The sequence below is a fragment of the Tenacibaculum sp. A30 genome (genome assembly GCF_051200845.1).
In the GTDB taxonomy this organism is placed as follows: Bacteria; Bacteroidota; Bacteroidia; order Flavobacteriales; family Flavobacteriaceae; genus Polaribacter.
Map to the genome: position 1 here is coordinate 951,237 of NZ_CP195160.1, position 23,039 is coordinate 974,275.

Below are 23,039 nucleotides of genomic sequence, written 5' to 3' on the forward strand. Positions count from 1 at the left end.
TTTATGAGATTGCTTCGGTGTACCTTCTCGCAAAGACGGTAAATGAGAGTGAATTATTGGTTATTTTACACTCGTTTAATAAACATGGGTAAAATTTACCTTCGTTTATCTACATTTTCTTTATCAAAAGCAATCAAATTAAATAGCTGTCGCATTCTTGATCGGACACGGTTACCGTATCGTTCTTCTAGTTTTTGTACGTTGAGTTTGGTAGTGCAATGTGTTTTAACCCTTCGACTAAACTCAGGATGATAAAAGAGGTCGTAACAAGATAAAAGGATTTCTCATCCCGAAGTGTCGGGATTCGAAATGACGTATTGGTTACATTGGTAAGATTTAGCTTCGCTGAACCTTGCGATTTCTCATCCTGAAGTGTCGGGATCGAAATGACAGGTTTGTGATTTTACATGATGAGATACTGAAGTCTTCCGAAATTTCGGAACAGCATGACGTATTCGAGAAGTTATGAGGTGTGTTAAATTATTTTAGAGGGTCTAGTTCATTTGCTTGGTAATAGACCCATTTGATGTATTTTTCGTAATACTTTTTATAAAAAAGTTAGAAACTCCTTTTTAATACTATTTCTCACTTTTTCCGGTATTTCTAATTCTTTAGTAATGCTTCCCCAACTTTTCTTTACATTTTGAACTTCTTTTATAATTCCTTTAGGATTTTTTATTGCATAGGTTTCGGCAATCGTCATGATATCTTCTAAAGTGATCTCTGCTCTTTTATTATTGATAGATAATGCTCTAGCTATATTATTATAATTGAAATTGATATTCAATGGGTATGTTAAATCGTACGCAGGGGCTAAACTCCATGAATTTGTTTCCTTGTTATATATAAAACTGTGATTCTTTAAGTGGTCATCAATATTAGCAAAAACCAAATTAAACACCATACGCCTGAACAATTCTTGTATGTCTTTATAAGGCACTTTAAGGTCTAACGCTAATTTGAATACATTTTCATAACTTCCATCCTCTGGTTTTTTAAAATCCCATCCCGTTAAACCTGTTGCTGTAAGCACATGTTGTTTTTCTCCCTTTTGTCTGTCGTAACGCAGTGTAGCAAAATGTTTATTTTCTATTAGTTTTGAAGGCATCATTTGAATACCTGTTTCTTCTGCCATTAGGTAATACGCATATTCAACTTTTTCTCTGTTATACCCCCATTCTTCATTCATACATAACTTTACTAAATAGTGGTTATAATCATCTCCATACTCAATATCTCCAGGAATTATTTTACCTGTTTCTTTATGTTCGGAAATTAAAATTTTGGGTCTAGCTCCTCCAGCTGAAGTTCCTATTTTAAAAACGTTTAACAGCGCTGCATCATTTAATGTCTCTGCTGTTGTTTCATTTTTTAAATCTAACACTTTATTTAAAACTTCAACAATTTCGTCAATATTAATTGTTGATGATTTCGGTATTTTAGCAGTAGGTTTATATTCTAAGGCACCCATACCTCTATTCGAAACATAGGTTAACTGTTCTAATGGTGTAATTTTTTTAAACTCTTTATTTTTAGCCTCAAACCACTCCTTAAAAATAATATTTCCAAACATATCTGGTAAAGAATCGGCAATCATTGGCGGTAGTCCCCTAAATGTTTCTCCTTCAAATTTATTAAATACCTGTACTGGTTTTATTCTTTTAAATACGTAGGGAAAAATATTGGTGTATTGGTTGGATTCTAAAAAATCGGGGTTGTATTGAAAATAAGAATTCCTTTTATCTACATCATAGCCTAGTTTTCCTATCTCTTGACCAAATAACATAACTTCTATAATCTTATTTTTAGCCATCTTAGTACATTGAATTTATATCATTAGACTTTTCAATATCTTTTAAAGCTTGATATAGACTATTTAATAAATCAAAATGATTTGCTATTTTTAAGACGGTATCTAATGTCGCATTTTTACCATTTTCAAATTTTTGAATGGTATATCTAGAGATTCCTAATGCTTCTGCTAGGTCTTGTTGAGACATCTCGTAATTTTGTCTCTTCTGCTTACAAAGTTCTCCTAATTGTAACTTAACGTCTTTAATTGTAACAGCATCAATCATTATATAGTTTATTATAATACACAAATATAGCAAAAAACAACATAATTGTTTATTATAATACACATTTATTATATTCTTTTATCCGATGAGCTTTGGTTAAAAGCTATTAAATTGAAGAGTTGCCGCATTCTTGATCGGACACGGTTTCCGTATCGTTCTTCAAGTTCTTGGCTATTTATTTAAACATTAAAAGCCTTGCTCATTATTTGTTGTTCACTTTTTGAAATTCCAATCTTGTCCGCCACTTCTTTCCAAGTTCCTACTACTTCTACTACTTCTTGAATGATTTTATCCATTTGTTTGTTATCTAAACGGAAAAACTCTCCTACACTTTTTACTAAATCATAGTCAAGCGCATTATTATCCATATCGATATTAAGTGCCAATCCATCTTTGTCTATAGAGGGATTCAAATCATAGGCTGGTGACAATACCCAACCTTGATTGGTTAATATAAAGCCATGGTTGCGTAAATGGTCATCGGTATTTGAAATGGCAATATTAAATACTACTCTACGCCATAACTGTTCTAAATTATCGTTAACCATTGCTCCGTAGTTTTGGATAAATTCCGCCAAATCTAAATAACTTGCGGGGTTATCTCTTATGGTATCTTCGTTATTACCTGTCATGGTCATAGCCGAAGCGAAATGAAGTCTAGCCCCATCTTCACGATCAAATCTTTTGGTAAAAAATGTATTGAACTTACCACTAATCTTTTCAATTTTTGATGGCGCCATAAGAATTCCTGCCTTGGTCGCTAACTGATACGCTAAGTATTCCCAAGCAGCTTTGTCTATCGTATCGTTTTTTGAGGGAAATTTTGCAATTAATAACTCCTTATTTTCATCTAATATGTTAGCCTTTGGTCTTGCACCCCCTAAAGAAGATCCTGGTGCCATTAATACCGCTAGCCATTTTCTTACCTCATCATTATCATCGTCGTTTTCAAAATTCTTTGCTGCTTCTTGTAGTTCTCGAATAGATGACCACGGCGGTGTTGGGTTTAGTTCGTTGTCGTCTAAAAACTGTCCTTCAGGGTCTAGTTTAAAACGTAAAGCTCCCATTCTGCTTTCATCATAAACCCCTAACAAGTAATCAATTTCGTATAATGTCTTTGCCTTCTCTCCTTTTTCAATTGCTTGCTGCGCTGCTCTTCGTTTCATTAAGGTTCGTCCCCAAGTATCTGGCATACTGTCTAAAAACACTCCGAAATTTTCTTTATTATTGGGATATTGTGGTCCGCTATAGAACTGTATATCTGGATCTAACAGCATCTGTTCTTTAGATTTTAACCAATCTTTATCATACTCGAAACTGAATGCTTTTTTTCCTTTAGCGTACAATGCAGAAAGTATTCCCATTAATTGAGGTTCTTCCAATCCTTTCCAATGTGCGTAGATGAATATGTCTTGTTTACCTTTTGCCATTTTTTTTGTACTTAAAGTATACTACTGTTTTTATTTTATGTTGTTCATTTTTTTAGTTCACAAATCTTTTATCTGTTCATGGTGTTCATGAATCAACAAAGTTGATTTCATTGATAAAAAAACGAACCAAAAAAATCTAGACTTGGATTTTCAGCGGTCAATCTGATTTTTAATAGCTAAAAGAAAAAGAACTCGCTTCACTCAAACAGCTTTTCTTTTTTGCGCTATTTTCAAATGTTTGACACTCGCTTGCAACTCTTAGGTCACTGGTTTAACTTTAACCTCAGTATTATGAATCCTGAGCTCTGATTTATAAAATTGCCACGTCACTAAGTTCTTCGCAATGACGGATTTTATTTTTAGTTCTCTTTTCATTTTTTTCTAGCGGTGTAATCATCCTTTTTAATTCTTTTCATTTTGCCTTGATGCAAAACGAAACAAAAATCAAGACAAACTTTTCCTTTTTTTGAATTCTACGTTGTATTTCGTATTCGAATCCAGACCGTAAACTCTTTGGATTCTCTTATACTCAATAACCTTGAATTCTACTAAAATGAAAATAGGTCGGTTTTAATAATTTTATTTTACTGTCTTTAAAACTCAGGGTTATGAATCCTGAGCTCTGATTTATAAAATTGCCACGTCACTAAGTTCTTCGCAATGACGGATTTTATTTTTAGTTCTCTTTTCATTTTTTTTCTAGCGGTGTAATCATCCTTTTTAATTCTTTTCATTTTGCCTTGATGCAAAACGAAACAAAAAATCAAGACAAACTTTTCCTTTTTTTGAATTCTACGTTGTATTTCGTATTCGAATCCAGACCGTAAACTCTTTGGATTCTCTTATACTCAATAACCTTGAATTCTACTAAAATGAAAATAGGTCGGCTACTAAAATTTTATTTTACTGTCTTTAAAACTCAGGGTTATGAATCCTGAGCTCTGATTCATAAAATTGCCACATCACTATGTTCCTCGCAATGACGGATTTTATTTTTAGATCTCTTTTCATTTTTTTCTAGCGGTGTAATCATCCTTTTTAATTCTTTTCATTTTGCCTTGATGCAAAACGAAACAAAAAATCAAGACAAACTTTTCCTTTTTTTGAATTCTACGTTGTATTTCGTATTCGAATCCAGACCGTAAACTCTTTGGATTCTCTTATACTCAATAACCTTGAATTCTACTAAAACAAAAATAAGTCGGTTTTAATAATTTTATTTTTTATGCGTTGTTACTCTTGCTCTTTGGTTTATATTAAATCAAGGTCTTGCAACTTTCTTCCAAATTCATCATCGGCTGCAAGCTTAAGGAAATCGTCTTGTAACCCAAGTACCCGAAGTACATTGAAATAAGCCCCTATGGTTACACTTGAGTTTCCTTTTTCGATTTTATACAGGGTCGTTCTATCTATACCTGCTCTTTCTGAAACCTGAACAGTTGTTAGTTTTCTTCTTTTGCGTGCCAGTTTGATATTTTCACCCAAACGCTCCATAATTTCCTGATGCTTGGGAAAGAGTATATTTCTCTTCGAACTCATTATTGTTGCTTATTTTCAACAAAAATACACATTATGTTGATAATACGCAACAACGTAGTGTTGTGTTGGTTTTTAAAACCAAAATTAATAGGTCTTATTTTATATTCTCTTATCTATACTTTCCTTATCAAAAGCTATTAAATTAAAGAGTTGTCGCATTCTTGATCGGACACGGTTTCCGTATCGTTCTTCAAGTTCTTGTGCGTTGAGGTTGGTGGTACAATGTGTTTTGACCCTTCGACTAAGTTCAGGATGACAAAAGAGGTCGTAACGAGATAAGAGGATTTCTCCCATTACATTGCAATCTTTTCCGTAATGTCTTCCAGCTGGTTCTATTCCTAAATCGTCAAAGCAATAAAACCCATCATTACCGTAATCGTCTATTGTTTTAAATCCTAAATGGTTAAAACTAAATACTGTGTTACGACATGGAATGATTTTGTATTTCTTTTGATGTGGTATCATATAACGTAATAGTTTCATCAACGAAGTTTTTCCGCATCCTACAGGACCAGTTAACAATAATCCTTTATGAATATCTATGTTCATTTTTTTACACGCTTCCTCATCCTGTATAAAGTAACAGCATAGCTTGTAAATAATCTGCATGTCTTCTTCATAGATTTTAAATGATTCGCCAAATAATAATTTTCCTTTTACATTGAGATAGACAAGTATTTTAGTAAAGTCGTAGTGTATGTGATTGTCACTTAAACTTCCTAATTGGTACTCTACTCCGTTTTCGTAAATGATATGTGGCTTTTTGGTTTTCATTTTTTTTAAAAGAGGTTTTCGTCTATACTTAAAATTTCTAGTAGATTTTACTCATAAGATTAACACGTAAATGACATTCATCGTAATGACGGATTTTATTTTTAGATCTCTTTTCTTCTTTTACTAGTGGTGTAATCATCCTTTTTTAATTCTTTTCATTTTGCCTTGATGCAAAACGAAACAAAAAATCAAGACTTGGATTTTCAGCGGTCAATCTGATTTTTAATAGCTAAAAAGAAAAGAACTCGCTTCACTCAAACAGCTTTTCTTTTTTGCGCTATTTTCAAATGTTTGACACTCGCCTGCAAATCTTAGGTCGCTATTCTAACTTTAACCTCAGGGTTATGAATCCTGCGCTCCGATTAATAAGATTGCAACATCACTAAGTTCCTCGCAATGACGGTTTACTTTTAATTGCTTAATTCTCGTAATGAGATTAAAGTGGTTCATTGTAATTCTTATCGTTACTTATTTTTAGGTTGTCCTTATTTGGGATACTTCGACTTCGCTCAGTACAAGCGTTTCTGTTTTGTTTGTCGTAACCTGCATGTACTTCATTATCTGATTGAAAACCATTTTTTCTATTTTTTTCATTTTCACCGTTTATATTGTTTTCTATAGTTTGTATATGTTTATATATAGGTACCAATGCTTGTTTAGTACTAATACCATTTTTGGCACTATTGTGTCCTTCTACTTGTTTAGAGGTTGTACTGAATTTGAGCATCTTTATTTTACTACCTCGATATGGATTATGTGAAGGGAAATAGACAACGTAACTCCAATGATTCAACTCCTTCAAACATCTATGATACGTTGATTTTGAACCTATTTTTGACAGTTGCATTACTTCTTCCCTATTGATAAAAAAATCTTCTGGGAATCGGTTTATATTCCATAATTGAAACAAGGCCATGTACAAACTGATGTGAGTTGGATTTAACCGCTTGTCTTTTGAGAATTGAAAGAAAACAGTATTTAAGTGTTTTATGTAATTGACTTCTGACATATGTGTTTTTATATGTTCTTTTTCTTGCCTTGGTGTATTAGGTCTGTATCCATGTTTCCATTTTCATTTTTTACTTATCCAATAAACAAATTACACATCGTGTTTTATTTATGTTGTTCATTTTTTCCATTGATAAAAAAACGAACCAAAAAAATCTAGACGTATTTTCCTTTTTTTTGAATTTTACGTTGTATTTCGTATCCGAATCCAGACCGTAAACTCTTTGGATTCTCTTATACTCAATAACCTTGAATTCTAATGAAAGTAAAATAGGTCGGTTATGTTTTTTATTAATGAGCTTTTTCGCCTATACCTTGGAATACCAAACAAATTCTATTCATAAGATTACCATGTCGCTGTTGCCCTACGCAATGACACCTCTAGAATTTGTTATGGATTTTGTTTTCTTCGATTACTTTTAGGATTTCTTCGTAATCGTAATAAATTACTCCACCTACTTTAGAATATGGTAAAGTTCCATTTATCCTGAGGTTTTGTAATGTTCCTGGTGAGATGCTTAATAACTCCCTTACTTCCTGTGATTTTAACCACTTTTTAGGTTTTGAAGCAGATTGTGAATTCAATAGTTCTTTGATATCCCCTAATAACTCAAGTTTAAACTCTCTTAAATCGTCTGTTGTAATGATTGATGTTGGCATTTGTAAAATTCATTTTAATTAAAGAAGCTGCAGAATGCCCCCACAATTCATACAGCCTCTTCTTGTTGATTTAGCTCACGAACTTTACTATTTTGATAAACAAGTGCTCGTGAATCGTTGATTTGATTTTTGTATTGCAAATGTGAGTGTGTTTTTTTGATCTATTTCGATATGTACTAGGTAGTAACGAAAAATATTTTTTCCATACTTCAAGAGTATTAATGTAGTTTTTAGAATAAAACAAGCATTATAAAGCCAACTCTAGCACTATAATTTCATCTAAAAACTACTATCGTAGTTACGTATGTATTACGAATAGTTATAAACTATCATCATAATCGAGTTTTGCTTGTAAACTCTGGACTAATTTGTTGAGAAATTTAGTTCTGTCTTTACTTCGATTCTTGATTTCTGAATAGGTTTTATAAAAATTACCCAATTCTACATTAAATAATTCTGAAAGTACTTTAGAGATTTGATTGATATTTCCTACTCCGCCATCTATAGCTCCAGAAACTTTTAACGCATAAATTAATTCTATTAAATCGGTTTTAGATGCTGTCCAATTGATATTCCAATCTATAGATGATTCTACTGAGGTATTGAAATGACCGCTTTCAATTTTCTTAAAGTTTAAAAGCTCTTTTTTGTAAAATTCTGTCAATAAATCATAACTCAACACCTGAGATGCTAAAAGACAATGACTCGTAAAAAACTCAGGATCTAAGGATGGGATTAGACTCACATTGAATAATTCTAGCTGCTCGTTTCCTCTTAGAAAATAAATATGATCTAACACCGTCCCTTTTTGCTTGTAGTATTTATAGAAGACTATATTCTTCCTTTTATGAGATTCCAGCTTTTTCAATACAGACTTTACATATTGCTTTTGAACACTTATTGATGAATTCGGTTTTAAAACCTCATACTCTAGTTGCTCTGAATAAAAAGTTAAATCTGCACAAATCTTTGGTTTTACATTTTTGAAAAAATGAATTTCATCTTTATCAGATTCAAAATGATTTTCACGTATAAAAAGCCTAAGTTCATACAGAAAAACCTTTGCTTTATGTATGTGCTTTTTAAGTATTTCTACTTTAGAACCTACCTCTTGGGCAGTTCTCTTTTGTTGAGACTCATAGTTCTCAATTGAAGGGGACATCATTTCATAGTTTTTAGCACCTCAATTTTGTAAAAAAAATCGAAACACCAAACATAACACATTAAAAATGAATATATTATTTTTAAAAACATAGAGTTAACACTTACTTTTTATGAAATCCGTGTTTTTAACTCTCTCATATCTTCACTCACCTTCTTATCTAAGATTCTAGCGTAAATCTGTGTCGTAGCAATCTTCGTATGCCCTAACAGTTTTGAAACAGTTTCAATTGGCACTCCATTACTTAGTGTTATTGTCGTTGCAAACGTATGACGAGCCATATGAAATGTTAAGTTCTTCTTTATAGAACATATATCTGCTATCTCTTTCAAATAGCTATTTACTTTTTGGTTTGAGACTACCGGAAATAATGTATTGGAAAAAGCTGTTCTTTGATGATCACGATATTTCTCTATTAAATATTTGGGAATATCAAACAATGGAACCTTGATAGAAGTATTTGTTTTTTGTCTTTTTGTAACTATCCAATCTTCTCCATCAATACCTTTCATTATATTATCACTAGTCAGCTGCATAATATCAATATACGATACTCCTGTATAACAACTAAAAACAAACAAATCTTTAACAATATTCAATCGATTAATTGAACTATTAAATTCCACCAATCTTTTTAATTCTTCTTCTGTTAAATACTCTCGTTCTCTTTTTTCAAACGATGATTTGAATTTTACAAATGGATCTCTATCAATCCATTCATTGTGAAAAGCCATCGTCACCATTTTACGAAGTCTTTGAAGGTGTTTCATAGCCGTATTATTACTTATCTTTCGTTGATGATCGTTTGGTGTATGTGCTTTTAAAAAGTGTTCAAAATCTACGATAAAAGCATAGTTAAGGTTTCTTAGGTAGTCATCATTTTTTTTATATTTTTTTGCTAGAAAAAGCTTGATATACTTTTGAGTTGTTTTGTAATGTTTCATTGTATACTTGTTAAGTTTATGCTCTGAAACAGTATTGTGATACTCAAACAACTCTTTAATTGTGTAATGTTTTGTGTCTTCGCCAAAGTACCTAGCTTTAATGGATGCTGAAGTAATTAGCTTACCTTCTTGTAACAACTCGTTATAAGCCATATTTATTTGGCCTTTTACGTGCTCTAAGTAGTTGTTAATGACTCTGGAATTTTCTTTGCTTCCTTTTACTCTCCCCTTTTTTGAATCCCACTCTGATTTAAGAATATTCTTAGACAAACTAAATTCTATCCTTTTACCGTTTACGGTTATTCTCGCATAAATTGAAGCATTTAAAGCACTATCCTTTGAAGTTCTAGCCCAAAATAGCAGGCTAAATGATTGGTTTGTTTTCATAGTTACTGTCTTAAAAATTAATAATTACCTAAGACAAAAATCAAATCAACTATTTAAAAACAAGATTCTTACATCCAATTCGGTAACACTCAATTAAATTTAATTAGGTGTCACCGAAAGTGTCACCGAATTGTATCAAATTATACCATTTAATATGATAGTCTAAAAACTAGAAAACCTTGCAAATCATATAGTTTGCAAGGTTTTGACACATTTTAATTGTGCTTCCAGTGATCGCGACAGGATTCGAACCTGTGACCGTCTGCTTAGAAGGCAGATGCTCTATCCAACTGAGCTACGCGACCAGTATGTCGGGGTGGCAGGATTCGAACCTGCGACCTCCTGCTCCCAAAGCAGGCGCGATGACCGGGCTACGCTACACCCCGATTGGGTCATCTACAATTTTTTTGCGGAGAGACCGGGATTCGAACCCGGGCATCGAAAAACGATGACAGCTTAGCAGGCTGCTGCATTACCACTCTGCCACCTCTCCTTCCTTAATTCTGCGCCTAAGCGTGAATTAAAAATTGCGAGTGCAAATGTATAACTATAAATACGTTTCTACAAACTTTTTTTCGAAAAAAAATCACTATTCTGGATACTCTACACGTAAGTGATAGATATTCATTAACTTATTCTTTATAATTTTTTTTATTTTTTCTATTTCTCTAAACGTAATATCCGAATTTATGAACTGATTATCGTTTTTTTGCTTGTCAACTATCCTATCTATTAACTGATCTATAGATTGTGCTGTTGGGTTTTTTAAGCTCTTAGAAGCCGCCTCAGCAGCATCACACATCATTAAAATAGCTGTTTCTTTAGAAAAAGGAATCGGTCCTTGGTATTGAAACTTCTTAATATCAACTTCAGGGTTGTTTTCTAACTCCATTTTATAGAAGTAATACGTAACGCTTGTTCCATGGTGTGTTCGAATAAAATCAATGATTCTATCTGGTAACTTGTTCTTTTTAGCTATTTCTATTCCGTTAATTACATGATCTAAAATAATACGAGCGCTATCTACTGGTAACAAATCGTTGTGCGGATTCACCCCAGTTGATTGGTTTTCGGTAAAGTACATCGGATTCACCATCTTTCCTATATCATGATATAAAGCCCCTGTACGAACTAACATCGAGTTTGCTCCTATTTCATTCGCTGCTGCCTCAGCTAAGTTTGCTACTTGCATAGAATGTTGAAAGGTTCCTGGAGCTTTTTCATTTAAATCTCTCAATAACTTAGAGTTTGTGTTCGATAACTCTAGCAATGTGACATCAGAAACCAATCCGAAGAGTTTTTCATAAAAATAAATGAAGAATACCGCTAAAAACGACAACAATCCATTAGCTGCAAATAATCCGAAATACTCCCAATTTATTTTATCTGCATTTCCTTCTTTTAAAATAGAAAATGCAAAATAAGTAAGCATGTAAATCAACGTAATTTGTCCTATTGACATAAATAAACTCGCTCGTTTATAAAGTTCTGATACCGTTAAAATGGTTACAATTCCTGCAATAATGTGTAAGTAAATAAATTCAAAACTGTTAGGCACTATGAACCCAAGTAACAACACAGTAAGCACGTGTGTAAACAACCCTAAACGTGCATCAAAAAAAGCTTTTAAAACAATTGGCAAAATACTTAGCGGAACAACATACAAATAATCTGAATTGTACTTTACCACCATGGTTTGTACCAAAATCATCAAAAAGACATTGAAGAAGATAAACGTTACTTTGTTGTTATCATTAAAAATTTCAAGTCTGTATTTTTCTAAAAAAAGCAATAACATCAAAAGCGCAAATGCCACCAAAATGGTATAGCCGAAAACAATCCAGTTGTAATTAGATTTTGTCCAAATGAGAGAACTAAAAGCTACTTCGTACGATTTTAAAACATTGAATTTTCTTCCTTCAACAATATCTCCTTTTAAAATAATTAATTCTCCTTTTGATACTTTTCCTTTTGCATAAGAAATGTTTTTTAAAAGCTCATTTAATTCTTTCTCGCTAAACTTATAATCATACGTTACGTTCGGTTTTAAATTGCTCGATAAGTAGTTTATGAGTATTCTTTGTTTGTAATACGGAAACGCTTCTGTATTTAACCGTAAAAACTTTAATATTTCCTTAGATTGTATCAATTTTGAGAAGGGAACATCATCTATCGAATTTCCTTTTCTTAAAACTACGATATCATTTATACGAGCTTTATCATTACTTGCATCATCTAAAAAACCATAGGTATAAATCTTATCGATAATCCTCTCTCCTTCTTTAACTAAATCCCTTATAGTATAGGTTGATAGTGAATCTAATGAGTTTATATCTTTTGAAAAAGAATTTAGCACGTCATTTTTTACAGAAGTATCAACTTCGAAATATTTTTTTGAATTTGATTCAATTTCCTTTTTCTCTGTTGCAATTTCTTCAGGAGTTTTTTGAATAGCAAAATCAAAAGGAGCGTATAAATTATCATACTGCCAAGGTTTACCTTGCGGGAAATCGTACTTAAACTGCCCTCCTTTCGGAAATAAATACACAATAGCTATTACTGTTATTAAAAACAATAACACTTTGTAAATTATCGTATTGTTTTTATATAACCTATTGATTAAATCGTTCATTTTAGATATTTATAAAATGTAAATATAACCTTTCTCTATTATTTGAGTACTTACTATAAAATGGTTATTTTCGCAAAGCAAATCTTAATACAACATATTCAATACAATAAACCTACCCTTTAAAAGGTTTATCAAAAAGAATACAATTAACAATATAACAAATGAAAGAAGTAGTAATAGTATCAGTAGCTAGAACTCCAATTGGTAGTTTTTTAGGGTCCTTATCAACTATACCAGCGCCGAAGTTAGGTGCGGTAGCTATTAAAGGAGCTTTAGATAAAATTAACTTAAAGCCAGAAATGGTTGAAGAAGTTTTTATGGGAAATGTAGTTTCGGCAGGTTTAGGTCAAGCACCAGCGCGTCAAGCTGCTATTTTTGCTGGAATTCCTGATACTGTACCTTGCACTACTGTAAACAAAGTTTGTTCTTCGGGAATGAAATCTATCATGTTAGCTGCACAAACCATTGCTTTAGGTGATGCTGAAATCGTTGTAGCTGGTGGTATGGAGAACATGAGTATGATTCCTCATTACCAACATGCTAGAACTGGTTCTAAATTCGGACCTATTAAGATGGAAGATGGAATGCAAAAAGACGGATTAGTAGACGCTTACGAGCAAGTGGCTATGGGAGTTTGTGCTGATGAGTGTGCTGTTGAATATGAATTTTCTAGAGAAGACCAAGATGCTTTTGCTGTTGAATCATACAACCGTTCTGCTAAAGCTTGGAGCGAAGGGAAATTTGCAGATGAAATCGTTCCTGTAGAAATACCTCAACGTCGTGGTGAGCCTATCATTTTTTCTGAAGATGAAGAATACAAAAACGTAAAAATGGATAAAATCCCAGCTTTACGTCCTGCTTTTACTAAAGAAGGAACCGTAACTGCTGCCAATGCATCAACTATTAATGATGGTGGAGCTGCCTTAGTATTAATGTCTGCTGATAAAGCTGCTGAGTTAGGATTAACTCCATTAGCTAAAATTAGAGGATATGCAGATGCTGCTCACGAACCAAAATGGTTTACTACCGCTCCTGCAAAAGCACTACCAAAAGCTTTAGCTAAAGCTGGAGTTGCTATTGAAGATGTTGATTATTTCGAATTAAATGAAGCATTCTCTGTAGTTGGTTTAGCAAATATGAAAATCTTAGGACTATCAGCTGATCAAGTAAATGTAAATGGTGGGGCTGTTTCGTTAGGGCATCCGTTAGGAGTTTCAGGAGCTAGAATTATCATAGCTTTAACTTCAATTTTAAAACAGAATAACGCTAAAATTGGTGCTGCTGGTATTTGTAACGGTGGTGGTGGTGCTAGCGCAATGGTAATTGAAAGAGTATAGTTTTTAATTATATTTACTAATTATTAATGAAAGAGCAACTTTTAGAACGAACAAGATTATTTGCACACACAGCTGTAGACGTTGCTCTTTCATTACCGAATACTTACCTTGGAAATCACATAAAAGGACAATTAGTTAGAGCTTCAACATCTGTTGGTAGTAATTACCGAGCTGCTTGTTTAGGACAATCTAAACGTTCTTTTGTAGCTAAATTAAGTATTGTTATTGAAGAAGCTAAAGAATTGACTTCTATTTTTGTCGCTTCAAGAAAAACAATTTCCACTCAAATAAACAATAATAAATAATCAATAGAAACCCATCAATGTCTTACGGAATTTGTAATTTAAGTATTGTTCCTCTTCGATTAGAACCTTCTGATGCTTCGGAAATGGTTAGTCAGGTTCTTTTTGGTGAACACTTTGAAGTTATAGAAAAGTCAAAAAAATGGAGTAAAATTCGTTTAGATTTTGATAGCTACGAAGGATATATCGACAACAAACAATACGAAGAAATTTCAGAAGAAACACATACACTTCTATCAAAAGAAAAAAAGCAGTATGCTGGTGAGTTAATTGATTTTATTACGGATAACAATAGTAATCTAACAACAATTCCTATGGGAGCTCGTCTTCCATTATTCAAGGAAAATAAAATAAACATTAACAACACTTCATTTGTTTATGACGGTAAAGTTTGTGGTAATAAATTAGAAAAATCTACTATTGTAGAAACCGCTTTTTTATTTTTAAATGTTCCTTATTTATGGGGAGGTAAATCTCCTTTCGGAATCGACTGTTCTGGATTTACACAAATCGTATATAAATTATGCGGATACAACCTTCTTAGAGACGCTAAACAACAGGCAACTCAAGGAGAAGTGTTAAGCTTTATTGAAGAAAGTGAACCAGGTGATTTAGCCTTTTTTGATAACGAAGAAGGTGTTATTACTCATGTTGGAATTATCATGAACGATTATAACATTATTCACGCCCACGGAAAAGTTCGTATTGATAAATTGGATCATAGTGGTATTTACAATGTTGACACACATCAACACACGCATAAACTAAGAGTTATTAAACGTTTAGTTGACTAAACATTTTTCAACTTTTTATCATAATAAAAAAGCGGAACTAAATTTAGTTCCGCTTTTTTTTATGTCTTACAACAATTATTTATTGCATAGATTTGTATAACTCTCTGTATTCAGAAGCTTTATCACTCATTTCTAAAACTTCATATAAATTCATTAAAGTTTTAACTGTATCGATACTTCTGTTTAAGCTATCTGCCTTTTCTAAAAACGGAATTGCTTCTTTGTAAACTTCTTTTTGTTTAGCTGCTAACTCGTCATACTTTTTAAAGTTAGATAAGTTCTTGTTCATTTCCTCAACAATCGCTTTCTCTTGATCTAAAATTACTACAGCTAAGTTCATATAAGCATCTGCATGATCTGGCTTTAATTCAATTGTTTTTTCGTAGTACTTCTTAGCATCTTCCATTCTACCTTGATTGAAGTTTACTACTCCTAAGTTATAGTATAACGTTGGATTTTCAGGATCTAAAGCTACTGCTTCGCTCATCAATTCACCAAACTTATCCATTTTACCCATCTCAACATATAATTGAGCTTCGTTTAAAATTAAGTTAAGATCTTTAGGGTTAGATGTACGAGCATCTTTAAAAGCTGCAATTGCCTCTTCTGTTTTTCCTTGCTCTTTTAAAATTAAAGCTACGTTTTTAACTATGGTTGCTGTTTTTGACTCTGAAGATCTTACATCTGGCTTAAGGTAACCACCTGATTTTACCATTAAATCTCTTCTTGCCTTGTCATTACCAAAGCTTTCTACTTTTCCTGAAGCTTTATCTGTAGCAACGAATTCTTTTTCAATTCCTGTGTACCCTATTTTTTGTAACTCTCTGTAGTACTCAATAGCTTTATCATAATCTTTAGCTTGTGTAGCTGAAACTGCTGCATTGTAAGCAAAAGAAGTATCTACAGGACTTAAAAGATAGGTTAAGTAAAAATTCTCAGCTGCATTTTTGTAATCTTTCTTATTGTTATAGAAATCAACAGCTTTATTTGATACTTCTTGAATCATCTGATTTAAGATAGGACGAGCTTCATCTCCGTACTTGCTTTCATTCATTGCAAATAAAGCGTTTAAAGATTCTGCTGCTCCTTTGTAATCTTTTTGTGCTGCTAATGCTTTACCTTTTAAAAAGTAAAACTTAGACTTGTACTTGTCTTCACCATTCATCATTAAAGACCCTTCAATAGTTTTAAGAGTACTTAATGCCGTAGTAAAATCTTGTTTTTTAATTGCTTTTTCAGCTTCTTTTAATTCTGATTTTTGAGCCACTGCCCCTAACGACATCAATCCTAAAGAAAGGGCTATAAATTGATTTTTCATTTTTAGTTATGATTTATTTATTGTTGTTCTTGACTTTCGTTTGATTCATTTTCAATTTCTATGCCATTTTCTTCTTCGTCTTTTTCATGCATTACTTTTGCAACTGCAGCAATATCGTCATTATCTTTAATATTAATCAACTTAACCCCTTGAGTTGCACGTCCCATAACACGTAAATCTTCTACTGCCATACGGATGGTTAACCCAGATTTGTTAATAATCATTAAATCGTTAGAATCATCTACATTCTTGATTGCTACTAAATTACCTGTTTTATCTGAAATATTCAATGTTTTTACACCTTTACCTCCACGGTTGGTAATACGATAATCTTCTAATTTAGAACGTTTTCCATATCCTTTTTCAGAAACTACTAAAATATCACTTTCAGCATCATCTACAGCAACCATACCGATTACCTCATCGTTATCATGCGCTAAAGTTATACCACGAACTCCTGAAGCTGTTCTACCCATCGGACGTGTTTTCTCTTCTTCAAAACGAATCGCTTTTCCTGATTGTAACGCTAACATTACTTGGCTATCTCCGGTAGTTAACTTCGCTTCTAATAACTCATCTCCTTCCTTAATAGTAATAGCGTTGATACCATTAGCTCTTGGACGAGAATATTGCTCTAAAGGAGTTTTCTTAACCTGACCTTGTTTTGTAGCCATGATTACGTAGTGACTGTTGATATAGTCTTCATCTTTTAAATCACCTGTTACTAAGAATGCTTTTACTTTATCGTCTTGCTCAATGTTGATTAAATTCTGAATTGCTCTACCTTTGGTACTCTTACCTCCTTCTGGCACTTCGTACACACGCATCCAGAACACTTTTCCTTTTTGAGTAAAGAATAACATGTACTGATGATTCGTACCCACAAATAAGTGCTCTAAGAAATCTTCGTTACGAGTAGTTGCGCCTTTTTGTCCACGACCTCCTCTATTCTGAACTTTATATTCGTCTAAATTTGTACGTTTTACGTAACCAGCATGTGAAATAGTAACTACTACTTTAGAGTTAGGAATCATATCTTCGATTCTCATATCTCCTCCAGCGTATTCAATTACTGAACGACGATCATCACCATATTTTTCTTTAATATGAAGTAATTCATCTTTAATAATTTGGTAACGTCTCGGTTCATTAGCAAGAATATCTTTTAAATCTGCAATAGTCTTAATGATCTCATCATACTCAGAACGTAATTTATCTTGCTCTAGTCCTGTTAACTGACGTAAACGCATTTCTACAATGGCACGGGCTTGAATTTCTGTCAACTCAAAACGCTCCATTAACTTTTCACGTGCTTCATCTGCATTTGACGAACCACGGATAATTGCAATAACTTCGTCAATATTATCCGAAGCAATAATCAACCCTTCTAAAATATGCGCACGAGCTTCTGCTTTCTTTAATTCAAACTCTGTTCTACGAACAATTACTTCATGTCTGTGCTCAACAAAATAGTGAATTAACTGCTTTAGATTTAACTGCTCAGGACGACCTTTTACTAGGGCAATATTGTTTACACTAAACGAAGTTTGTAACTGTGTATATTTAAATAACTTATTTAAAACAATATTAGGAATTGCATCACGCTTTAATACGTACACAACACGCATTCCTTTACGGTCAGATTCATCACGAATACTCGCAATTCCTTCTAATTTCTTTTCGTTTACCAAGTCAGCAGTTTTCTTAATCATCTCTGCTTTATTTACTTGGTAAGGAATTTCTGTTACTACGATACACTCACGACCTTTTACCTCTTCAATCGTAGCTTTTGCACGCATTACAATACGACCACGTCCTGTATGGAACGCTTCTCTTACACCGTCATACCCGTAGATAATTCCCCCTGTAGGAAAATCAGGAGCTTTGATGTGTTGCATTAACTCATCAATTTCGATATCACGATTGTCTATATAAGCAACAGTACCGTTGATAACTTCTGTTAAGTTGTGTGGCGCCATGTTTGTTGCCATACCTACTGCAATACCCGAAGCACCATTTACTAATAAATTAGGAATACGTGTTGGTAAAACCGTTGGTTCTTGTAAAGTATCATCGAAGTTTAACTTGTGATCTACCGTATCTTTTTCAATATCAGATAACATTTCTTCTGATATTTTTTGCATACGTACCTCTGTATAACGCATTGCTGCTGGACTATCACCATCAACCGAACCAAAGTTCCCTTGTCCATCAACCATCATGTAACGCACACTCCAGTCTTGTGCCATACGCACCATAGAGTCGTACACCGAAGTATCTCCATGTGGGTGATACTTACCTAACACCTCTCCTACAACTCTTGCAGATTTCTTATATGCTCCTGTAGCTTTTATTCCTAATTCATGCATTCCAAACAACACTCTTCTGTGTACTGGTTTTAAACCATCTCTTACATCTGGTAATGCTCTAGATACTATCACCGACATTGAATAATCGATGTATGCCGACTTCATTTGCTCTTCAATGTTGATAGGGATCAACTTTTCGCCATCTGCCATATATTTTCTTTTAAAATATTAGTATTTATTTTCGTTAAAAAAGTGAATTTTACACTCGATAAAACTCACTTTTAAAATGCAATTTTATTTGTCGCATTTTCTAAAACATTGCAAGATACTACAACCCTCAGTTTTACACAAAAAATATCCCTATTCTTTTAAGATACTTATTAACAATTTCACGAGGTTTTAAACATTAAAAACGCTTATTTTACTCGTCATAATGTCAGTTAAAAACTATTGGCACCTTTTTTGTAATTTTTAAGAAAAAAACTTACTAACTTTACAAAGACAGAAAATAAATTTATGGACGATAATTTTTCACCACAAGTAAGAGATGTAATCACTTTCAGTAAAGAAGAGGCCTTACGACTAGGTCATGACTTTATCGGAACAGAGCATCTATTGTTAGGTTTGATAAGGAAAGGTGACGGGAAAGCCATCGAAATATTAACTACTTTCGATGTAGACTTAGATTTAGTTCGCAATAAATTAGAGAAGTTAAACCCTACAACCCCATCTATAGCAAACTCTCAAAGAAAGAGTTTACACCTTACAAGACAAGCAGAGAAAGCTATAAAAACAACGTTTTTAGAAGCTAAATTATATCAAAGCAATGCTATTGACACTGCTCATTTATTATTATGTATTTTACGTAACGAAAATGACCCTACAACAAAACTACTTCAAAAGTATGATGTAGATTACGAGCAAGCAAAAAGCTTATACAAAGAGTTACATGTTGATGACGACACGTACATCTCTCCTATAAGTGAAACGCCTTCTGAAGATGATTTTGCTGATGATAAAACAAATCCTTATGGGCAACAACCTCAAAAAGGCAAGCAAGTAAAGAAATCTAAAACACCTGTTTTAGACAATTTCGGGCGTGATTTAACAGCTTTAGCCATTGCAGGTAAGTTAGACCCTGTAGTTGGTCGTTTAAAAGAAATAGAACGCGTTTCTCAAATTTTAAGTAGACGAAAAAAGAACAACCCAATGCTAATTGGTGAACCAGGAGTTGGTAAATCTGCCATTGCAGAAGGATTAGCGTTGCGTATTGTTGACAGAAAAGTGTCTCGAATTTTATTCGACAAGCGTATCGTTTCTTTAGATTTGGCTAGCTTAGTTGCAGGAACGAAGTACCGTGGTCAGTTCGAAGAGCGTATGAAGGCGTTGATGAATGAACTTGAAAAGAACGATGATATTATTCTTTTTATTGATGAAATTCACACCATCGTAGGTGCTGGTGGAGCAACAGGTTCGTTAGATGCATCTAACATGTTAAAGCCTGCTTTAGCACGAGGAGAAATTCAATGTATTGGTGCCACTACTCTAGATGAATACAGAACAAATATTGAAAAAGACGGAGCTTTAGAACGTCGTTTTCAAAAGGTAATTGTTGATCCTACCACAGTAGAAGAAACTATTCAAATTTTACACAACATCAAAGGGAAATATGAAGCACATCATCATGTTACCTTTACTGATGAAGCTATTGAAGCTTGTGTAAAATTAACGAGCCGTTATATGACCGATCGTTTTTTACCAGACAAGGCAATTGATGCGTTGGATGAAGCTGGATCGAGAATTCATATTACAAACATCGTAGTACCTCAACAAATTTTAGAGTTAGAGTCTAAACTTGAAGAAATTCGTGATCGTAAAACCAAAGCAGTTAGCGGACAAAAATATGAGGAAGCTGCTAAGCTTCGTGATGACGAAAAAAATATTGAAACAGCCTTAGAATCTGCTCAACATCAATGGGAAGAAGATTCTAAATTACACCGTGAAACGGTTACTGAAGACAATGTTGCCGAAGTAGTATCGATGATGACAGGAATCCCTGTAAATCGTGTTGCCGAAGCTGAAAGTAGTCGATTGGCAGAGTTACCTCAATTAATTAAAGGTAAGGTAATTGGTCAAGAAGAAGCGGTTACTAAAGTGGTAAAAGCAATTCAAAGAAACCGTGTAGGATTAAAAGACCCGAACAAACCAATTGGTTCGTTTATTTTCTTAGGTTCTACTGGTGTTGGTAAAACGCAATTAGCAAAAGTATTAGCTCGTGAGTTATTTGACTCTGAAGATTCTCTTATTAGAATTGACATGAGTGAATACATGGAAAAATTTGCGATTTCTCGTTTAATTGGTGCGCCTCCAGGATATGTAGGTTACGAAGAAGGTGGGCAGTTAACCGAAAAAGTACGTCGTAAGCCTTACTCGGTAATTTTATTAGATGAGATTGAAAAAGCACACCCAGATGTGTTCAACATGTTATTACAAGTGTTAGATGACGGACATATTACGGACAGCTTAGGTCGTAAAATCGATTTTAGAAACACGGTGATTATCATGACTTCTAACATCGGTGTTCGTAAGTTGAAAGACTTTGGTGGCGGTGTTGGTTTTGGTACTACCTCTAAAAAGGAACAAGAAGATGCCAATGCACGCAGCGTGATTGAAAACGCTTTAAAAAAGTCGTTTGCACCTGAATTCTTAAACCGTATTGATGATGTTATCATCTTCAACTCATTAGAGCGTGAAGACATTCATAAGATTATTGATATTGAATTAGACAAGTTACTAAAACGTATTGACGATTTAGGTTACAAGCTTACCTTAAGTGAAAAAGCTAAAGACTATATTGCCGATAAAGGTTTTGACAAGCAATATGGAGCACGTCCTTTAAAAAGAGCGATTCAAAAATATATTGAAGATGCTTTGGCTGAAGAGATTGTGAACTCAAAACTAGACGAAGGAGATTCTATTTTTATGGATTTAGATGAGAAAGATCAAAAACTACTCATCAAAATAGAAAAAGGCGAAAAACCTAAAGAGTCTAGAACAGAAATAGACGAAGATAATTAAAAAATAAAAATCCCGAGCACTAAAGTACTTGGGATTTTTTTATTCCCTTGATTTTCCCTCATTCATAAAATAGTTTGATTAATCCCTAATAATTGAGCTTAACTAAATTATTAACTACAACTTCTAAACTATGAACTCTACTACTTAAAATCAAATTACACCCTCAAGAATTATGGAAGTAGGTATGGAATTTTGGGCTTCCAAAACATTACTTACCGCTTTTAAAATGGGCTTGTTTACACATTTAGCCAATGGTGAACTATCAGGAAAAGAAATCCAAGAGAAACTCAATCTTCATGACAGATCTCTTTTCGATTTTCTTGACACCCTGGTTGCCTTAGGTTTTTTAAATAGTTCTGGATTAAAAGAAAATGCAACCTATAGCAATTCTGAAGACTCTAACTTATTTTTAGACAAAAACAAACCCAGTTACATCGGTGGTATTTTAGAAATGTCTAACAACCGATTGTATCCTTTTTGGAACAATTTAGAAGAAGCTTTACTAACCGGAAAACCACAGAATGAAACAAAAAACGGTGGTAAACCGCTTTTTGAAGCGATTTATGCCGATGAAAACAGGCTCCGAGAATTTATACATGGAATGTCTGGTGTTCAGATAGGAAATTTTATGAAGTTAGCTCGTGATATTGATTTTTCTAAATACGACACCAGAATGATGCATTTAACAGGACCTGCAAGTGCCATTATTGCCGTTAAATAATTTTAAAACTAAAAAGTCATATACCAAAACAGTATAAAAACACTAAAAATAAAAAACCTAAGCAACCACTTAGGTTTTTTTAATATATTTAGCTCTCAAATTGAAAAAGAATAAAATTGCTAAAAATTCTGCATATACTTCTAGATAAGCCGTGTAATAGTAATTTTATTACGTATATAAACTAGTTGTAACACATTTGAAAAACCACTCAAATACTTATGAATGACATTGTTTTCGGAATAATTTTTATTGGATTTGCTTTGAGCTTCTTTTCGTTTGGAATTGCGATTTATATGAATCTTTGGATTTATTACTCTGCTGACCAAAATAAATATCCATTATTTCCGATTTTAAATCCTTTCTCTTTTTCATCATACGAATTAATGCTTAACTCAATGTTCAAACTAAAATGGAAAGTTGAGGGAGAAAATGAAAAATTAAAAGGGAAGTCAAATAAGTTGAGGCGATTTTCAGGAATTATGTTACTAATAACGGCTATTCTCGGAATATTGAGTGCAATTTTGACTTAATTATGAACGGAAATATCGGATTTAAATAATGAAAGT

Annotated in this window: 18 protein-coding genes, 3 tRNA genes and 2 pseudogenes; 6 read left to right on the forward strand and 17 right to left on the reverse strand. The window is 33.2% G+C overall.

Annotated features, from left to right (window positions below):
- Nucleotides 1-95: 95 nt before the first annotated feature.
- The 15 genes and pseudogenes from ACR9ES_RS04520 to ACR9ES_RS04590 all read right to left on the reverse strand — a co-directional run.
- Nucleotides 96-284: pseudogene (locus ACR9ES_RS04520) on the reverse strand (ATPase); the annotation flags it as partial.
- A 263-nt stretch (nt 285-547) separates the two neighbouring features.
- Nucleotides 548-1,813: a type II toxin-antitoxin system HipA family toxin gene (locus ACR9ES_RS04525; RefSeq protein WP_435255263.1), complete on the reverse strand. Its 1,266-nt coding sequence runs from the start codon at nt 1,811-1,813 to the stop codon at nt 548-550.
- Between the two features lies 1 nt (nt 1,814).
- Nucleotides 1,815-2,078: a helix-turn-helix domain-containing protein gene (locus tag ACR9ES_RS04530; protein WP_435255264.1), complete on the reverse strand. Its 264-nt coding sequence runs from the start codon at nt 2,076-2,078 to the stop codon at nt 1,815-1,817.
- 68 nt (nt 2,079-2,146) lie between these two features.
- Nucleotides 2,147-2,257, reverse strand: a pseudogene (locus ACR9ES_RS04535) (ATPase); the annotation flags it as partial.
- Nucleotides 2,258-3,508, reverse strand: coding sequence for a type II toxin-antitoxin system HipA family toxin (locus tag ACR9ES_RS04540; protein ID WP_435255265.1), 1,251 nt, complete (start codon nt 3,506-3,508; stop codon nt 2,258-2,260).
- Nucleotides 3,509-4,759: 1,251 nt separating this feature from the next.
- On the reverse strand, nt 4,760-5,002 hold the full coding sequence (locus ACR9ES_RS04545; RefSeq protein ID WP_435255266.1) for a helix-turn-helix domain-containing protein: 243 nt from the start codon (nt 5,000-5,002) through the stop codon (nt 4,760-4,762).
- Nucleotides 5,003-5,146: 144 nt separating this feature from the next.
- Nucleotides 5,147-5,821: an ATPase gene (locus ACR9ES_RS04550; protein WP_435255267.1), complete on the reverse strand. Its 675-nt coding sequence runs from the start codon at nt 5,819-5,821 to the stop codon at nt 5,147-5,149.
- 436 nt (nt 5,822-6,257) lie between these two features.
- Complete coding sequence (locus ACR9ES_RS04555; RefSeq protein WP_435255268.1) at nt 6,258-6,830, reverse strand: hypothetical protein; 573 nt, start codon at nt 6,828-6,830, stop codon at nt 6,258-6,260.
- Nucleotides 6,831-7,210: 380 nt separating this feature from the next.
- On the reverse strand, nt 7,211-7,489 hold the full coding sequence (locus ACR9ES_RS04560; RefSeq protein WP_435255269.1) for a helix-turn-helix domain-containing protein: 279 nt from the start codon (nt 7,487-7,489) through the stop codon (nt 7,211-7,213).
- Nucleotides 7,490-7,808: 319 nt separating this feature from the next.
- On the reverse strand, nt 7,809-8,651 hold the full coding sequence (locus ACR9ES_RS04565; RefSeq protein ID WP_435255270.1) for an RteC domain-containing protein: 843 nt from the start codon (nt 8,649-8,651) through the stop codon (nt 7,809-7,811).
- 110 nt (nt 8,652-8,761) lie between these two features.
- Nucleotides 8,762-9,982, reverse strand: coding sequence for a site-specific integrase (locus ACR9ES_RS04570; protein WP_435255271.1), 1,221 nt, complete (start codon nt 9,980-9,982; stop codon nt 8,762-8,764).
- Nucleotides 9,983-10,213: 231 nt separating this feature from the next.
- Nucleotides 10,214-10,287: transfer RNA gene (locus ACR9ES_RS04575), tRNA-Arg, on the reverse strand.
- A gap of 6 nt (nt 10,288-10,293) precedes the next feature.
- A tRNA-Pro gene (locus ACR9ES_RS04580) sits at nt 10,294-10,368 on the reverse strand.
- A 24-nt stretch (nt 10,369-10,392) separates the two neighbouring features.
- Nucleotides 10,393-10,475: transfer RNA gene (locus ACR9ES_RS04585), tRNA-Ser, on the reverse strand.
- A gap of 96 nt (nt 10,476-10,571) precedes the next feature.
- Nucleotides 10,572-12,614, reverse strand: coding sequence for an HD family phosphohydrolase (locus ACR9ES_RS04590; RefSeq protein WP_435255272.1), 2,043 nt, complete (start codon nt 12,612-12,614; stop codon nt 10,572-10,574).
- A 161-nt stretch (nt 12,615-12,775) separates the two neighbouring features.
- Here ACR9ES_RS04590 and ACR9ES_RS04595 point away from each other — a divergent pair, with 161 nt between their 5' ends.
- The 3 genes from ACR9ES_RS04595 to ACR9ES_RS04605 are packed head-to-tail and all read left to right on the forward strand — an operon-like array spanning nt 12,776 to nt 15,047.
- Nucleotides 12,776-13,951: an acetyl-CoA C-acyltransferase gene (locus ACR9ES_RS04595; protein WP_435255273.1), complete on the forward strand. Its 1,176-nt coding sequence runs from the start codon at nt 12,776-12,778 to the stop codon at nt 13,949-13,951.
- A gap of 26 nt (nt 13,952-13,977) precedes the next feature.
- Nucleotides 13,978-14,256: a four helix bundle protein gene (locus ACR9ES_RS04600; RefSeq protein WP_274634947.1), complete on the forward strand. Its 279-nt coding sequence runs from the start codon at nt 13,978-13,980 to the stop codon at nt 14,254-14,256.
- 17 nt (nt 14,257-14,273) lie between these two features.
- Entirely contained in the window at nt 14,274-15,047 is a 774-nt protein-coding gene (locus tag ACR9ES_RS04605) for an NlpC/P60 family protein (protein ID WP_435255274.1), read from the forward strand.
- A 79-nt stretch (nt 15,048-15,126) separates the two neighbouring features.
- Here ACR9ES_RS04605 and ACR9ES_RS04610 read toward each other — a convergent pair whose 3' ends face one another.
- Both ACR9ES_RS04610 and gyrA read right to left on the reverse strand, forming a co-directional pair.
- On the reverse strand, nt 15,127-16,365 hold the full coding sequence (locus ACR9ES_RS04610; RefSeq protein ID WP_435255275.1) for a tetratricopeptide repeat protein: 1,239 nt from the start codon (nt 16,363-16,365) through the stop codon (nt 15,127-15,129).
- A 17-nt stretch (nt 16,366-16,382) separates the two neighbouring features.
- A complete protein-coding gene (gene gyrA / locus ACR9ES_RS04615; protein ID WP_274634950.1) occupies nt 16,383-18,884 on the reverse strand; it encodes a DNA gyrase subunit A in 2,502 nt (833 codons plus the stop codon).
- 306 nt (nt 18,885-19,190) lie between these two features.
- On the opposite strand from gyrA, the gene ACR9ES_RS04620 reads away from it, so the two are divergent.
- From ACR9ES_RS04620 to ACR9ES_RS04630, 3 genes are all read left to right on the forward strand, one after another.
- Nucleotides 19,191-21,752, forward strand: a complete 2,562-nt coding sequence (locus tag ACR9ES_RS04620) for an ATP-dependent Clp protease ATP-binding subunit (protein WP_435255276.1) — start codon at nt 19,191-19,193, stop codon at nt 21,750-21,752.
- Between the two features lie 154 nt (nt 21,753-21,906).
- Complete coding sequence (locus ACR9ES_RS04625; protein ID WP_435255626.1) at nt 21,907-22,473, forward strand: methyltransferase family protein; 567 nt, start codon at nt 21,907-21,909, stop codon at nt 22,471-22,473.
- A gap of 218 nt (nt 22,474-22,691) precedes the next feature.
- Nucleotides 22,692-23,003, forward strand: a complete 312-nt coding sequence (locus ACR9ES_RS04630) for a hypothetical protein (RefSeq protein ID WP_435255277.1) — start codon at nt 22,692-22,694, stop codon at nt 23,001-23,003.
- The last annotated feature ends 36 nt before the right edge of the window (nt 23,004-23,039 follow it).

Excerpts from the sequence above, each read along its gene's own strand:
- ACR9ES_RS04525 (WP_435255263.1), bottom strand. The coding sequence starts at position 1,813 with ATGGCTAAAAATAAGATTATAGAAGTTATGTTATTTGGTCAAGAGATA.
- ACR9ES_RS04530 (WP_435255264.1), bottom strand. The coding sequence starts at position 2,078 with ATGATTGATGCTGTTACAATTAAAGACGTTAAGTTACAATTAGGAGAA.
- ACR9ES_RS04540 (WP_435255265.1), bottom strand. The coding sequence starts at position 3,508 with ATGGCAAAAGGTAAACAAGACATATTCATCTACGCACATTGGAAAGGA.
- ACR9ES_RS04545 (WP_435255266.1), bottom strand. The coding sequence starts at position 5,002 with ATGGAGCGTTTGGGTGAAAATATCAAACTGGCACGCAAAAGAAGAAAA.
- ACR9ES_RS04550 (WP_435255267.1), bottom strand. The coding sequence starts at position 5,821 with ATGAAAACCAAAAAGCCACATATCATTTACGAAAACGGAGTAGAGTAC.
- ACR9ES_RS04555 (WP_435255268.1), bottom strand. The coding sequence starts at position 6,830 with ATGTCAGAAGTCAATTACATAAAACACTTAAATACTGTTTTCTTTCAA.
- ACR9ES_RS04560 (WP_435255269.1), bottom strand. The coding sequence starts at position 7,489 with ATGCCAACATCAATCATTACAACAGACGATTTAAGAGAGTTTAAACTT.
- ACR9ES_RS04565 (WP_435255270.1), bottom strand. The coding sequence starts at position 8,651 with ATGTCCCCTTCAATTGAGAACTATGAGTCTCAACAAAAGAGAACTGCC.
- ACR9ES_RS04570 (WP_435255271.1), bottom strand. The coding sequence starts at position 9,982 with ATGAAAACAAACCAATCATTTAGCCTGCTATTTTGGGCTAGAACTTCA.
- ACR9ES_RS04590 (WP_435255272.1), bottom strand. The coding sequence starts at position 12,614 with ATGAACGATTTAATCAATAGGTTATATAAAAACAATACGATAATTTAC.
- ACR9ES_RS04595 (WP_435255273.1), top strand. The coding sequence starts at position 12,776 with ATGAAAGAAGTAGTAATAGTATCAGTAGCTAGAACTCCAATTGGTAGT.
- ACR9ES_RS04600 (WP_274634947.1), top strand. The coding sequence starts at position 13,978 with ATGAAAGAGCAACTTTTAGAACGAACAAGATTATTTGCACACACAGCT.
- ACR9ES_RS04605 (WP_435255274.1), top strand. The coding sequence starts at position 14,274 with ATGTCTTACGGAATTTGTAATTTAAGTATTGTTCCTCTTCGATTAGAA.
- ACR9ES_RS04610 (WP_435255275.1), bottom strand. The coding sequence starts at position 16,365 with ATGAAAAATCAATTTATAGCCCTTTCTTTAGGATTGATGTCGTTAGGG.
- gyrA (WP_274634950.1), bottom strand. The coding sequence starts at position 18,884 with ATGGCAGATGGCGAAAAGTTGATCCCTATCAACATTGAAGAGCAAATG.
- ACR9ES_RS04620 (WP_435255276.1), top strand. The coding sequence starts at position 19,191 with ATGGACGATAATTTTTCACCACAAGTAAGAGATGTAATCACTTTCAGT.
- ACR9ES_RS04630 (WP_435255277.1), top strand. The coding sequence starts at position 22,692 with ATGAATGACATTGTTTTCGGAATAATTTTTATTGGATTTGCTTTGAGC.